12 protein-coding genes are annotated in these 14007 nt (G+C 47.1%); 2 read left to right on the top strand and 10 right to left on the bottom strand.

Translation table 11 applies throughout. The features are described 5' to 3' along the window. Positions 1-9: 9 nt before the first annotated feature. From ACESZH_RS18890 to ACESZH_RS18860, 7 genes are all read right to left on the bottom strand, one after another. On the bottom strand, positions 10-1893 hold the full coding sequence (locus ACESZH_RS18890) for a beta-glucoside-specific PTS transporter subunit IIABC (protein ID WP_373218368.1): 1884 nt from the start codon (positions 1891-1893) through the stop codon (positions 10-12). Positions 1894-2071: 178 nt separating this feature from the next. After that, positions 2072-2797: a MurR/RpiR family transcriptional regulator gene (locus tag ACESZH_RS18885; protein ID WP_373218366.1), complete on the bottom strand. Its 726-nt coding sequence runs from the start codon at positions 2795-2797 to the stop codon at positions 2072-2074. A gap of 133 nt (positions 2798-2930) precedes the next feature. Continuing rightward, positions 2931-4742 carry an ABC transporter ATP-binding protein gene (locus ACESZH_RS18880; RefSeq protein ID WP_373218447.1) on the bottom strand — a complete coding sequence of 604 codons (1812 nt, stop codon included), beginning with the start codon at positions 4740-4742 and terminating at the stop codon, positions 2931-2933. Further along, positions 4735-6477 (bottom strand): ABC transporter ATP-binding protein, encoded by a 1743-nt coding sequence (locus tag ACESZH_RS18875; protein ID WP_373218365.1) that lies wholly within the window; start codon positions 6475-6477, stop codon positions 4735-4737. The genes ACESZH_RS18880 and ACESZH_RS18875 overlap by 8 nt, the downstream gene beginning before the upstream one ends. An 18-nt stretch (positions 6478-6495) precedes the next feature. Further along, entirely contained in the window at positions 6496-6990 is a 495-nt protein-coding gene (locus ACESZH_RS18870) for a MarR family winged helix-turn-helix transcriptional regulator (protein WP_373218364.1), read from the bottom strand. 172 nt (positions 6991-7162) lie between these two features. Then, positions 7163-7897 (bottom strand): nitroreductase family protein, encoded by a 735-nt coding sequence (locus ACESZH_RS18865; protein WP_373218363.1) that lies wholly within the window; start codon positions 7895-7897, stop codon positions 7163-7165. Then, on the bottom strand, positions 7894-8583 hold the full coding sequence (locus ACESZH_RS18860) for a Crp/Fnr family transcriptional regulator (protein ID WP_373218361.1): 690 nt from the start codon (positions 8581-8583) through the stop codon (positions 7894-7896). Before ACESZH_RS18860 ends, ACESZH_RS18865 begins: the two co-directional genes overlap by 4 nt. A gap of 142 nt (positions 8584-8725) precedes the next feature. Here ACESZH_RS18860 and ACESZH_RS18855 point away from each other — a divergent pair, with 142 nt between their 5' ends. Both ACESZH_RS18855 and hcp read left to right on the top strand, forming a co-directional pair. Next, positions 8726-9337, top strand: coding sequence for an ATP-binding protein (locus ACESZH_RS18855; RefSeq protein WP_373218360.1), 612 nt, complete (start codon positions 8726-8728; stop codon positions 9335-9337). Between the two features lie 12 nt (positions 9338-9349). Beyond that, the gene (gene hcp / locus ACESZH_RS18850; RefSeq protein WP_373218359.1) at positions 9350-10951 is read left to right on the top strand and encodes a hydroxylamine reductase; all 1602 of its coding nucleotides are present in this window, start codon (positions 9350-9352) and stop codon (positions 10949-10951) included. A gap of 94 nt (positions 10952-11045) precedes the next feature. Here the strand turns inward: hcp and ACESZH_RS18845 are convergent, their stop codons facing one another. The 3 genes from ACESZH_RS18845 to ACESZH_RS18835 are packed head-to-tail and all read right to left on the bottom strand — an operon-like array spanning position 11046 to position 13881. Then, entirely contained in the window at positions 11046-11825 is a 780-nt protein-coding gene (locus tag ACESZH_RS18845; RefSeq protein ID WP_373218358.1) for an ABC transporter ATP-binding protein, read from the bottom strand. Positions 11826-11835: 10 nt separating this feature from the next. Beyond that, positions 11836-12879: a FecCD family ABC transporter permease gene (locus ACESZH_RS18840; protein ID WP_373218356.1), complete on the bottom strand. Its 1044-nt coding sequence runs from the start codon at positions 12877-12879 to the stop codon at positions 11836-11838. A gap of 54 nt (positions 12880-12933) precedes the next feature. Further along, the gene (locus ACESZH_RS18835) at positions 12934-13881 is read right to left on the bottom strand and encodes an ABC transporter substrate-binding protein (protein ID WP_373218354.1); all 948 of its coding nucleotides are present in this window, start codon (positions 13879-13881) and stop codon (positions 12934-12936) included. Positions 13882-14007: the final 126 nt, after the last annotated feature.

The following is a 14007-nucleotide window of genomic DNA, read 5'->3' as shown; positions in this document are numbered from 1 at the left end:
GCCAACCTCCTAACGCTTGATATCCATTACTTTTTCCATTACATTTTTTTCTTTTCCGGTTTCGGTCTCCAACTGTCCCTCATCTCCCATGTCTGTGAGAATGAAGATAACTGTGGAATCGTATCCCTTTTCTTCAATGAAGGCTTTGTCAAATGTCACTAACAGGTCGCCCTTTTTCACACAGTCTCCCTGCTGTACTTTTACCTGAAAACCTTCTCCATCTAATTCTACTGTATTGATTCCGATATGGATCAATGCTTCTACGCCATTTGCGGAAAGCCCTACTGCATGTCCTGTAGGAAATACCGCTTCCACGGTTCCATCGAACGGTGCGTATACATTTCCGTCCGAAGGAATGATTCCGACGCCGTCTCCCATCCCCTTGGATGCAAAGACTTCATCCTTAACCTCGGATACCGGAATTACCATTCCTTTTACCGGGCAGGCAATCTCAAAGGTACCTTCTGCCTCAGAAGCTGTGTTTTCTGTTTCTGCCGTAAGTTCCTTAACCGGCTCTTTTGCCTCAGCTTCCGTCTCCTTTGCAGTATCCTCAAATCCTACAATCCATGTCAGGATGATTCCAAGTACAAATGCGATCAGGATGGAAAGAAGGAAACCAAGGAACTGTCCCATGTGACCTGCTTTAAAATATGCCGGGATGGTTGCAACGCCGGGCATGTTATAGCCCCATGATACTGCGTTAAATCCGCCTGCTACTGCACCTGCTACAGCACCTGCAATACATCCGCAGATCATCGGCTTTTTCAGCCTCAAGTTTACACCGTATATAGCAGGCTCTGTGATTCCGAACAGACCTGTAATTGCTGCTGAAAGAGATACTCCCTTCAGGTCTTTATCTTTTGTCTTTAAAAATACGCCTAATGCTGCTCCGGCCTGGGCAAATACTGCGGATGCCTGAAGTCCGGTAAAGGTATCATATCCCAACGCCGCATAGTTTCCCACAGTGACAGGAGTGATCCCCCAATGTACACCGAAGATAACAAGAACCTCCCACAGACCGCCGACGATCATTCCGGCAACGATCGGGCTCAAACCATACAGATAATTATAAGCTCCTCCGATCGCTCCGCCAACCGTATTTCCAATCGGACCGAATGCCAGCAAGGTAAGCGGAACCATAATTGTGATGGTAAACATCGGTGAAAATAAGTTTCTTACCACGATGGGCAAATGCTTGTCAAAAAATTTCTGCACATAAGATGCGATCCAGATTGCAAGGATGATCGGGATAACGGAAGATGTATAGCTCAGAAGCTGTACTCTCATTCCCAGAAAGTATACCGGTTCTCCCGCATTTACCATGTTAATGTAATCCGGGCAGACAAGTGCGCAGGCAATGACAACTGCTGCATATGTATTTACCCCGAATTTTTTTGATGCAGTAATGGAGATCAGAACTGGTAAAAATGTAAATGCTGTCCAGGAAACAAAGTTCAGGATCTGATAAGTTCCTCCCGCTGTGTCAATTGCATTCAGTGCCACAAAAATGCCTAAGATACCCTGTAAAATACCACAGGCTGCCAATGTATACAAAAACGGTGCAAAAATACTGGAAATAATGTCAATGAGCCTGCTGAACAAACCAGCCTTGTTTTCTGATGCTCCCGCCTGGCTCTCATCTACTGTGATCAGCTCCATTACGAAGTCAAACGCATCCTTTACGTGATTTCCGATTACCACCTGATACTGTCCGCCTGCCTGTACGGTTGTGATAACTCCGGGAATCTTTGTAACTTTTCCGGAATCAACAATGGACTCATCCTTTAAAATAAACCTCAATCTTGTTGCACAGTGGGTGACATTTGTAATATTACTGTCCCCACCCAGCTCTTTTACCAGCTCTCTAGCTGTGATTCGATAATCAATAGCCATTTCAGCTACCCCTTTCCGTTTTTTCTGCACCGGTGCTTTGTGATTTTTATTATACCCATTTTTCATAAAATTCCTAGTATTTAGGCGTCTTTAGGAAATTGTGCGGTAAAAAAAAACATGTTTCATCCGCGAAACATGTTGTATCTCAAAGCATATTCAAAAGGCGTAAAAAAGGCGGCTATGCCAGCCGCCTTCCGATCGTTTCCAACAAGTAAAGAACCGGTACCTGTGTTGTGATATTATACTCTTCATGAACCAGGCGCCGGCTGATAAAATAGGACAAATTATAATCCGACATTTTCGCCAGTGTACAGGAGGGCCTGTTTGTGATACTGAAAAGCTTACAGTTATGCTTTTTAAAGCGCTCCGCCATCATCAGCGTCTGCTGCGTTTCCCCGGATTCTGATAAAGCGATCACAACCGTTGATTCCATATCCTCCCTGATCGGATAATATGGATCTTCTATATATTGGCTGTATTTCCCAAGGTTTGAAAAGTATCTCGCGCCGTATTTACCCAAAATTCCGGATGTACCGATGCCAATGAAGATCAATTGTCTTGCAGTCAGAATCGCCTGTGTAACCCCGTTGATCGTTTCTTCGTATTCTGTCGAAGTGACTGCATGAAAAAAGCGCATAATTTCATCAATGCCATTGTCCTTTGCCTGCTCGATCCGCTTTCTGTTCTCTTCCTTTAAGTACATTTTAAACTGCACTTTAAATTCCGAATATCCGTCACACCCTGTTTTTTTGCAGAAACGCACTACTGTTGAGGTAGATACATGGACTGCTTCTGCCAATTCCCGGATGGTCATGTATTTGACCTCTTCTTTGTGTTCCGTCACATACTTATATACCAGCATCTCCAAATCATTGTAGGACTGCAGAATCTCATAATCAAACAACTTATCGCCTCCCTGCTCATATAAAAGCATTGCAAATTCTACTACGATCAGTATAAAGAATGCCGGCCTTATATGTCAATAACAGAAACGCCCAATTGCTGCCAGTTCCTTTTTTTTATACATATTTTACAGATCAGGTCGAAAAGCCTGCGTATTGTGTCATATACAGATCATAATACTTGCCCTTTTGAGCCAGCAGTTCCTCGTGATCTCCCATTTCCACGATCCTTCCCTGGTCCATTACCACGATCACATCGGAGTCACGGATCGTAGAAAGACGATGGGCGATCACAATACTCGTGCGGCCTTGCATAGCTATCTGCATGGCGCTCTGGATAGCCTTTTCCGTCCGGGTGTCCACATTGGAGGTCGCTTCATCCAGGATCAGGATTTTGGGATCCGCTACAAAGGCACGCGCGATCGCCAAAAGCTGCCTCTGCCCCTGGCTGATATTGGCGCCGGATGCTGTCAGCTGCGTATCATAGCCTTTAGGCAGCATCTGCAGCAGTTCCTCGCAGCGGCTCATACGTACCGCTCGTTCAAGCTGCTCCTGCGTGGCTGTCTCATTGGCATACAGCAGGTTGCTGCGGACTGTATTGGAAAACAGCACCGTATCCTGCAAAACAATGGCCACATTTTTCCGCAGGCTCTCCCGGCTGACCTCTGCTATATTTTGATCTCCGATTCTGATCTCTCCGCTGTCTATGTCATAAAACCGCATGAGCAGATTTACAACCGTTGTTTTACCGCTGCCAGTGGAGCCTACCAGCGCCACTTTTTTTCCGGAGGGAACGGTCAGTGTAAAATCACGAATGACGGGATGGCCCGCCACATATGCAAAATTCACATTTCTGAAGGACACCTCCGCTTCCTCGCCCTCTTTCAAAACATTTCCATCCATGGATTCGTCCACTTCATCCAAAACGTTGAAAACCCGTTCCGCTCCGGCAATTGCCGTCTGAAGCTGACCGTAAATCTGCGCAAGCTCATTGATTGGACGGCTGAACTGCTTTGCATAAACAATAAAAGCCGAAATAATACCCACGGAAATCATGCCGCGAATTGCAAAGTATCCTCCGAATGCTGCGATGATGACAAAGCCGATGTTTCCAATACAGTTCATGACCGGTCCCATAACACCGCTGAAAGCATCTGTGCGGATCCCTGCTTTTGTCAGGGAATCGGAAGTCGCACAAAACTCCTTGATCGTTGCCTCCTGATGATTATAAGCCACCACGGTGCGGTAGCCGGAGATCATCTCCTCGACCGTACCGTTCAGCTGTCCCAAAAGCTGCTGCCGCTTCCTGGAAAACTTCCGCACCTTCTTTGACAGGATCTTTGTTGCAAGCAAGGTCAGCAAAACCGTCACACAGCTTAAAAGAGCCAGTTCCCAGCAATAATACAGCATGACCGCAACCGTTCCGACAATGGTCAGCACACCGGAAAACAGGGACGGCAGCGATTGGGAAATGGTAGTGGAAATATTCTCAATATCATTTGTCATACGGCTCATCACATCTCCATGGGAATGGGTGTCCAGATACCGGATCGGCAGATCCACGATCTTTCCGAACAGCTCTTCCCGCATTCTTCTGACAATACGCTGGCTGAGCCGCGCGCTGATCAGTCCCTGCAAAAGCTGGCTTCCGCTGTACAGCATATAGATGACCAGCATCAGGATCAGCGTTCCGGAAATGATTCCTTCTTTTGTCCCGGCAATAATGTCAATCGCCTTACTTTGCAGGCTGGGGGCGTAGACACCGCATACAGTCCCAACCAAGACCACCGCAAGCATGGAAAATACCATGAACTTCTCGTTGGCAAAATAAGTAAGGATCCGTTTCAGCGCAGTCCCCGCATTTTCCGCGTGCTCTGCTTCCACAAAACGGTTAGACCGGCTCATCATCCCCGGAATGTTCCGCTCTTCCAATTTCTTATCAACCATTCTTTTCACCGTCCTCTCCCATCTGGGAATCATAAATATCCCGGTAGGTCCCGCAGCCTTCCATCAGCTCCGCATGGGAACCGCAGGCCGCAATGCAGCCGTTTTCCAGGACAACGATCCGGTCTGCACGGCGGACAGAAGCGATCCGCTGCGCAATGATGAGTTTTGTGCTGGCCGGGTTTGTCTCCTGCAGCGCCGCATACAGATCCGCCTCGGTTTTCAAATCCAGTGCGCTTGTGGAATCATCAAAAATCAGAATCTCCGCATTCTTTACAATGGCTCTGGCAATGGAAATACGCTGCTTCTGCCCGCCGGAAAGGCTCATGCCCCGTTCCGCAACCATTGTATCGTATCCATCGGGCGTGGCCTGGATAAAGCTGTCCGCCTGGGCAATCTGCGCCGCTTTCTCTATCTCTTCCTGTCTCACATCCCCAGAACCCCATGCAATATTCTCTGCAATGGGAATGCTGAACAGCTCGCTTTTCTGCAAGGCAATAGCAATCTTATCCCGCAGGAGCTTCTGGTCATAGTCTTTTACATCCACATCATCCACCAGAACCGTACCCTCTGTCACATCGTAGAACCGTGGGATCAGATTTACCAGGGATGATTTGCCGCACCCGGTTGCTCCCATGATCGCCACGGTCTCTCCCGGTTGGATGGTGAGATTGATATGTTTCAGGATCATCTGTGTGCTGCCGGGATATGCAAAGGACACATCCCGGAATTCAATCTTGCCGTGAAGCTCCGTATTTCCATTAAAGCCGCCGTCCCGGATCTGAGGCTGGCTGTACAGGACCTCTTTCATCCGTTTCCAGGATGCCAGACCGCGGGAAAGATTCTGGAACAGCATGACAAGGCCCAGAATGCCGTTGAGAAGCTGTGTGGTATAAGTAATGGCAGCCATAATATCGCCCGGTGTGGCACTGCCTCCCGCTCCGGCCTCATAAGAGCCGGCAAGCAAGATCACAGCTACCACCAGATACATCAATGCGTTGATGATGGGATTCATAAGCGCGAAAATCGTCAATATCCGGAGCTGTGTTTTGATCAGCGCGTCATTTGCCTTACCGAAGCGGACCTTTTCATAGATTTCCCGAACGCAGGCTTTGATCATACGGATCCCGGATACATCCTCCTGCATGATCACATTGATCCTGTCCAGCTCTGCCTGAAGTTTTCCAAACAGGGGATTTGCTTTATACAGACACAAGGCCATGCAGCCCACGATAAATGGAAAGGCGCACACTACGATCAGACCAAACTGCCGGTTCAGTCGGAACATAAAATACATACTTCCGAACATCAGCATCGAAGTGCGGATCATTCCCCTGACAAACAGAGATATGTAATTCTGCACCTGCGTGATATCATTTGTCACACGGGTGATAAGAGAACCCGTACTGAATTGATCCACCTGTGGAAAGGAAAAGGCCATAATATTTTTGAAGGCGTCTTTTCGTATTTCATTGCCGATATTCTGGCCTGTCATATGAGCGAATACATTGTTCAGGGAACCGCACGTTCCGCCAATGATCACAAGGATGATCATTTTCAGCCCAAGGGACCAGATCAGACTCATATCACCCACACCGCCATTGCTGACGCCCAATACTCCGTCATCCACGATCCGGCTCATAATCTCCGGCTGAAGCAGGTCCATCAAAACCTCGCCTACCATAAATGCCGCTGCAACGACAGCAAAATGAAGATATTTTTTTACATACTTCCACATAATCTCCTGATCCCTGTGTCATTTACGGCAGTGATGCCCATGACCCTTTCTGTCATTTATGAAGGTATGCTTTGCATCCTCTCTCCGGTATTGCTGTTCCCAGGACGCATTGACTTTTTCTAAAAGGCCCAGAAGTGTCTGCTTCTCCTCCTCCGACAGGCAGGCAAACATTTTCTGGTGGCGCTGCTGCCGCTTTTCATATGCGTCGTCGGCTGCGGCTTCTCCTGTCTCGGTCAGACATACCTCCGTTGTCCTGCGGTCTGTCTGGCTTGGAATTCTCCGGATCAGTCCAGCCGCCTCCAACTTGCCCAGCACCTCGCTGGCAGAACCGGGCTGGATCCCCAGGTATTCGGTCAACTCGCGCTGGGTAATATTCCGGTTCTCCTTCAGGATGATCAGTATCCGCTTCTGGCTGCCCTTGCCTTCCGATATATGGTGCATGGTATGACTGATGTCCCAGAAATTGCGGATCAATTTGTCGTTCATATCAAATGCTTCATAGTTCTTTCCCATAATAACGCCCCTTTCGTTTAGGTACCTTGATATTTTACGCCCTTCCTGTGCAATTGTCAAGGTACCTTTAGAAAAAGCCACAAAACCGGCAAGTCAAGAGCACTCGCCGGTTTTGTATTCGCACCATGATCTATTTTTCCTTTGCTGTGGGTCACATGTTTCCCCTTCCGGTTTATGGATGAGGAAAAAAGTCTTTCAGATATGTCTCAACAGAGCGTGTCATTTCCCTGGAAAAATCCGAATTGTATTTTCGCTTACAGAAAGCCTGCATCCATTCCTGGTAAGACTTGTGCCCTGTTTTGGGACCGAACATCATCTCATACTCATCCGGTGACATCCGGCAGTAACTGTTTTCATGTACAATATGATGAAGTCCGGCTCTCTCCGGCTTCGGCCTTTCTGTCTGCTGCCTGGTGGGATATCCAAAGACAAGCATTGCTGCCGGAAAAACGTAGGTTGGCAGCTTCAAAAGCTGGCGGTGAATCTCGCAGTTTTCCATAATATCTCCGATATAGCAGGAACCAATACCAAGGCTCCATGCTGCAGTCACTGCATTCTGGGCAGCGATCACAGCATCCGACACAGCCAGCATAAGGTCCCCTGCCCCCGGAAAACGCGGCGCACAGTCCGCCTCCTTAAACGCTTCATACCATTTGCTGCAGTCCGCGCAAAAAATCAGGACCATTTTTCCTTTCGCAATAAAAGGCTGGTGGTCGCATGTCTCCGCCAGATGGTCTTTTATCTCCTGGTCCGTAATGTCGAGGATTGTATATAGCTGCTGGTTGCCCGCCGTAGGTGCCATCATAGCTGCCTCCAGGATCAGCTTTTTATCCTCTCCGGATATTTCTCTATCTTCAAAGACCCGAACCGATTTTCTTTCATAAAGCTGTTTTATTGTTTCATTCATATGTGTTCCTCCTTTATTGGTCTGTATTCTTTTATTCGAAACCGCCTTTTATCCGCTGTGATCACTCCCTGCCTGCATAATTTGGAGATTTCCGCGGAAAGACCTGTCCTTTCCACTTCCAGATAATCTGCCAGCTCCTGGCGGCTGAAAGGAATTTCGAAACTGCTGCTTTCATTTTTCTTTGCCTGCAGCAGCAGATATGCCATCAGCTTTTCCCTGGTGGAGCGCTTGGAAGTAACCTCGATCTTCTGGTGAAACAAAAGATTTTTTGCCGCCACGATGCGCATCAGATTATAGATCATCTGTCTGTGAAACTCGCAGGAATTGCTGCATGATCGGATGATCCGCTGACAGTCGATCAGCATAATCTCCGTATCCTCCTTGGCGATCACATCTACGGGTATCGCCCTGACATCTGCACATGCAAAGGATTCCCCAAAGATTTCCGATGGCTGGATATCTGCCACAATGCTCCTGTTTCCAAAATAATCTACCCGTATGACCTGCGCCTCACCGGAAAGTACGATTCCTATATATCGGGCTGGCTCCCCTTCAGCCAGGATCGTCTCTTTTTTATGGAAAGCCGCAGTTTTTGCATCAAGGCACTTCAGCATTGCCATGAGATTTTCATCTGTGATTTCGTAAAATAGCGGGCACTTTCGCAGCGCTTCAAAATATTTTTTCATAATAATCTCCGTTTGTCGAAATTTCAACATACTTTTCCTGATCATTATACTAAGATGAGTCCGTAACGTCAAGGATGCAAGGTGAAGGTCAGAAAAATCTGGCGGAACCTGAAAGGAAATAGATTGTCAGGAGGTTTTGATTATGATCCGAAGAATTATTCAGATTGATGAAGAAAAATGCAGCGGCTGCGGAGCCTGTGCGGATGCCTGCCATGAAGGTGCGATCGGCATGGTAGACGGAAAAGCCAAACTGCTCCGGGATGATTACTGCGATGGTCTGGGGGATTGTCTTCCGTCATGCCCCACAGGTGCCATCTCATTTGTTGAACGGGAGGCTGCACACCGTCAGCAGGAAGCCTGTTCCTCACCTGATACTGCGCCCGTAAGCAGCCAGCTGTCACAATGGCCGGTGCAGATTAAACTGGTGCCGATAAATGCCCCGTACTTTGATGGCGCAGATCTTCTGATTGCGGCAGACTGCACCGCATACGCATACGGTGATTTTCACAATCGCTTTATCCGCAATAGGATTACGCTTATCGGATGCCCCAAGCTGGATGATGTAAACTATACAGAAAAGCTGACTGCCATCATCCGTGAGAATGATATCAAAAGCGTTACCATTGTGCGTATGGAGGTTCCCTGCTGCAGCGGTCTGGAAAGGGCAGCAAAGGAAGCTTTGCAGGCCAGCGGAAAATTCATACCATGGCAGGTAGCTGTTATATCAACAAATGGAACGATCTTAAACCAATAGGAGGACTACAAAATGTCAAAAGAAATGTTTTGCTTTCAGTGTGAACAGACTGCCGGATGTACCGGCTGCGCAGGAAAAACCGGAGTCTGTGGAAAAAAATCAGACGTGGCAAATTTGCAGGATCAGCTCACCGGAGCACTGATCGGCCTTGCCCGCGCGGCAGACGGAAAAAATCCTTCTGCCAGAACCCACCGGATCATGCTGGAAGGACTTTTTACTACGGTTACCAATGTAAATTTTAACGAAGAAACCATAAAAAAGCAGATTGAAGCTGTAACAAAGGAAAAGGCTTCCTTTATCCCCGGCTGCGGGAATTGCGCAGAGCAATGCGGCAGAAACAGCGACTATGACCTGAAAGAGCTGTGGAATGCCAATGAAGATATCCGTTCCCTGAAATCCCTGATCTTATTCGGGCTGCGGGGAATGGCTGCCTATGCCTGGCATGCCATGATGCTTGGATATACGGATGAAGAAGTGAATGCCTTTTTCTATGAAGGACTGTTTGCAGTGGGCGAAGACCTGGATATGGAACAGCTTCTGCCCATCGTCCTGAAGGTCGGCAAAGTCAATCTGAAATGTATGGCTTTGTTAGATAAGGCAAATACGGAAAGCTACGGCAGCCCGCTTCCCACAACCGTTCCCCTTAAGGTGGAAAAAGGACCGTTTATCGTCATCAGCGGTCACGACCTGAAGGATCTGCAGCTTCTTCTGGAGCAGACAGATGGGAAAGGGATCAACATCTATACCAATGGAGAAATGCTCCCTGCACATGCTTATCCGAAGCTGAAAGCCTATCCGCACCTGAAAGGAAATTTCGGGACTGCATGGCATAACCAGCAGAAGGAATTTGACGGGATTCCTGCTCCTGTCCTGTTTACCACCAACTGCCTGATGCCGCCGAAGGCCAGCTATCAGAATCGTGTATTTACCACTGCGGCAGTTTCTTATCCTGGAGTGGCCCATATCGGGGAGGACAAGGATTTCACTCCTGTCATTGAAAAAGCATTGGAGCTTGGCGGATATAAGGAGGACAGGGAATTTACCGGAATCAACGGCGGTAAGACGGTTACCACAGGCTTTGCCCATCAAGCAGTCTTATCTGCTGCGGATACGGTGATAAAAGCTGTAAGAAATGGCGCTTTAAAACATATATTCCTTGTAGGCGGATGCGACGGTGCACGCTCAGGCCGCAGCTATTATACAGACTTTGTTAAGCAGACGCCTTCTGATACGGCTATCCTTACCCTTGCCTGCGGAAAATACCGTTTTAATGACCTGGATTTAGGTACCATTGGCGGCCTGCCCCGTATCATGGATATGGGCCAGTGCAACGATGCGTACAGCGCCATCAAAGTGGCGGTTGCTCTTGCCGAGGTGTTTGGATGCGGCGTCAATGACCTGCCCCTCACTCTGGTGCTTTCCTGGTATGAACAGAAGGCGGTCTGCATTTTGCTCACCCTTCTTCATCTGGGTATCAAAAACATTTATTTAGGACCTACCCTGCCCGCATTTGTCTCACCCGGAGTATTGGATTTCCTGGTTCAGAATTACCAGATCCATCCCACCACTACGCCGGAAGCAGATCTGGCGCAGATTCTGAAGTCAAATATCTGATTGGTCAAAAACTATTTGGAAAATCAAAAGGCTGGCTGCGAAGCGTTTCTCCTTCGCGGTCAGCCTTTTCCTTTGAGATAAAAAACAACTGCTCTTACTCCTCTTTTACCCAGTAAGGCATATAATTGATCTGCAGCTTTCCTGTAATCGGATTGATTCCTATCTGGGAATTGATTCCAAAATATTTTTTTATATTGTCCCGTGTCAAAACCTCTTCCGGCGTGCCATAATCTACAATTTTTCCGCTGCACATAAATATGATCTTGTCACAGTAAAGCGCCGCCAGATTCAGATCGTGGATGGAGGAAAACACCGTCACATTCTGTCCTTTCAAAATATCCATAATCTGGTACTGATAGCTGACATCCAGATGGTTCGTCGGCTCATCCAGCACAATAAGTTTGCTTTCCTGCATCAGCACTCTCGCCAGCAGCACCCTCTGCTTCTCTCCTCCCGAAAGGCTTAAATAAGACCTATGCTCATATCCTCCCAGTCCCACAACCTCAAGATATTTTTTACAAGCCTTTCTATCCGAAGCGGAATCCCCTTCCAGGAATTTTTTGTGCGCATATCTTCCGAACATTACCATGTCCAGAACCTCAAAATCAAATTCCACATTATTTTCCTGCGCCATAACTGCCATCTCGCCTGCCAACTTTTTGTGAGGCAGATCCAGCACGTCACTGCCGTTGACAAAAACAGCGTTTTTCTCTGGTCGGAAGGTTCTGTAGATGTTTTTCAGAAGTGTTGACTTACCGCAGCCGTTGGGGCCTACCAGCCCCACAAACTCTCCATCTTTCACTTCCAGAGAAACTCTGTCCAAAATTTCTTTGCCGCCTATGCTATAGCTAAGCTCTTTTACTTTTAAGCTCATATTACGCCTCCTACTTCCTGCTGACACTGTTTCTTCGAATCAGATACAGGAAAAATGGCGCTCCGAAAAAAGCAGAAATAACTCCAATGGGAAGCTCCGCCGGAGCGATGATCACTCTTGATATCAAATCTGTGATCACTGTAAAAAGACCGCCTACCAGAATTGCCATCGGCGTCAGCCTTTTATGCTTTGAGCCTGTCACGTTCCGTACAATATGGGGGACGACCAAGCCTACAAATCCAATTACGCCGCTTACAGATACCACCACTCCTGTCAGAACAGTAGATGCCGCAATAATTACCAGCTTGATCTTTTTCGAATCAACTCCCAGCGTTTCCGCCACGTCATCGCCCAACAGCAGTACATCTAAAGGCTTCGAAAAAATAAACACTATGACCACCGTGATCGCGAAAACAATTGCCACATATTTTACCTTTCCCCAGGTGGCTCCGCTTAAAGAGCCTACCATCCAGAACAATGCTGTTTTTGTTTTATCCGAACCTGTATGGCATCCGTAAATAATTAAATTCGTAGTTGCCGAAAACAACGCTGAGGTCGCAATTCCTGCAAGTACAAGCTGTGTAGAAGTAATACGGCCCCGAATTGAAGCGATTTTCATGGACAGCGTGATTGACAATGCAGCTCCCAGTGTTGCTCCAAATATAACGGAATAGCCGCCCATAAAGCTGAACCATCCAAGGACGATCACACAAACCGCACCTGCCGATGCACCGGAAGAAATTCCAAGAACATATGGATCTGCCAGAGAATTCTTTGTCAGCGCCTGCATCAGTACGCCGCACAAAGCCAGACCGGCCCCCACAATAAATGCCATAATAACTCTCGGGAAACGGATATTCCATATGATATTTTCTGTTTTATCCTCCCATCCCGGCACAAATATATTTTTCTTTGCTGTTTTATTTACAATGATCTTTGCAACGTCCGACGGAGAAATATCCACCGCACCGATCGTCACAGATACACAAACTACAACAGCGATCAACATGATGACGAATAAAAGAATCATAAAAAAACTTCTTTTACTTTTCATTGTATCCCCCTGAATTTCTTTTCGAAAAAGGGGCTTATTCAGCCCCTTCCGTTTTTACTGAAACATCTCCGGATATAACTGTTCCGCAAGAATCCGAATTGCATTGGCAGATCCTGCTGAACCCTGCATATCGCTGCAGCAGGCTGAATAAATCCTGCCCTCCTGCACTGCTTTCAGATCTTTTGTAAATTCACATGTTTTCAGAAACTCCGTTTTCTCTTCCACATCTCCGTCATAATCCATGATCAGAATAACATCCGGGTCACGCTCTACGACTTCTTCCCAGGATGGTGTCGCCCATCCAGCTTCAATATCATCAAAAATAGAGATACCGCCTGCGTATTTTATAATCTCTCCCGGCATACCCTGGCAAGCTGTAAACGGTGCATCTTCACCGGAATCATATACAAATACGGAAATCGGGGATTCATACACCTCATCTCCAAGTGTATTTTTTACTTCTTCAATAGTATCCTTCATTGCCTGAACCTTTTCTGCTGCTATGTCCTCTACCTTAAAGATAGCTCCAAGGGTTTCATAATCCTTATATAAGTCCTCGAATGTGGCATGGTCGGAGCAAACGTATGGGAAGTACATGGAAATACCATTCTCATTGCAGAATTCAGAGCCGAAGTTCTTGTCAGAAAATAAACTGTCCCATCCCATCAGGAAGTCGCAGCCTGTTTCAACCAGTTCTTCTTTTGACATATTTGTCAGTCCCATACCTGGCTCGAGAAGCTGCGGAACCTCGTCTCTTGCGGGATACTCAGATACGCGGCTCCAGCAGGAGCCTTTTGTATAGCCGACCATCTGTTTTTCCAGTCCTAAATCAAAGAAAAAGTCTGCCATCTGGTCACCGGATGCCACAACCCCATCCGGCATTTCTGTAAATGTATATTCCACGTTTTCCCCAAGACCTGAACGCTCGAGATTTAATGTGATCGTAACAGGCTCATAATCAGAGCTGCCTTCTTCTGCAAAGACTGTAGTACAAAATTGCATTAATTTTTGAGTAATATTTCTATGGAAAATATTTCTAATATATGGAATGATTAAAAGAAAACGCAAGGAGATCATTCATATGCCATTTGTTGCTGCCCCTGTTAAAATACCAGAAGACATCCGCCA

It is taken from the genome of Ruminococcus sp. 5_1_39BFAA (genome assembly GCF_964240875.1).
Lineage (GTDB): Bacteria > Bacillota > Clostridia > Lachnospirales > Lachnospiraceae > Blautia_A.
Note: the sequence above shows the minus strand (reverse complement) of the source record. Positions and strands in the feature narration are given on the sequence as shown.

Bases quoted from the DNA above. Each gene is read 5' to 3' on its own strand.
- ACESZH_RS18865 (WP_373218363.1), bottom strand. From the start codon at position 7,897: ATGAATGAAACAATAAAACAGCTTTATGAAAGAAAATCGGTTCGGGTC.
- ACESZH_RS18845 (WP_373218358.1), bottom strand. From the start codon at position 11,825: ATGAGCTTAAAAGTAAAAGAGCTTAGCTATAGCATAGGCGGCAAAGAA.
- hcp (WP_373218359.1), top strand. From the start codon at position 9,350: ATGTCAAAAGAAATGTTTTGCTTTCAGTGTGAACAGACTGCCGGATGT.
- ACESZH_RS18875 (WP_373218365.1), bottom strand. From the start codon at position 6,477: ATGTGGAAGTATGTAAAAAAATATCTTCATTTTGCTGTCGTTGCAGCG.
- ACESZH_RS18890 (WP_373218368.1), bottom strand. From the start codon at position 1,893: ATGGCTATTGATTATCGAATCACAGCTAGAGAGCTGGTAAAAGAGCTG.
- ACESZH_RS18860 (WP_373218361.1), bottom strand. From the start codon at position 8,583: ATGAAAAAATATTTTGAAGCGCTGCGAAAGTGCCCGCTATTTTACGAA.
- ACESZH_RS18840 (WP_373218356.1), bottom strand. From the start codon at position 12,879: ATGAAAAGTAAAAGAAGTTTTTTTATGATTCTTTTATTCGTCATCATG.
- ACESZH_RS18835 (WP_373218354.1), bottom strand. From the start codon at position 13,881: ATGCAATTTTGTACTACAGTCTTTGCAGAAGAAGGCAGCTCTGATTAT.
- ACESZH_RS18880 (WP_373218447.1), bottom strand. From the start codon at position 4,742: ATGGTTGATAAGAAATTGGAAGAGCGGAACATTCCGGGGATGATGAGC.
- ACESZH_RS18855 (WP_373218360.1), top strand. From the start codon at position 8,726: ATGATCCGAAGAATTATTCAGATTGATGAAGAAAAATGCAGCGGCTGC.
- ACESZH_RS18870 (WP_373218364.1), bottom strand. From the start codon at position 6,990: ATGGGAAAGAACTATGAAGCATTTGATATGAACGACAAATTGATCCGC.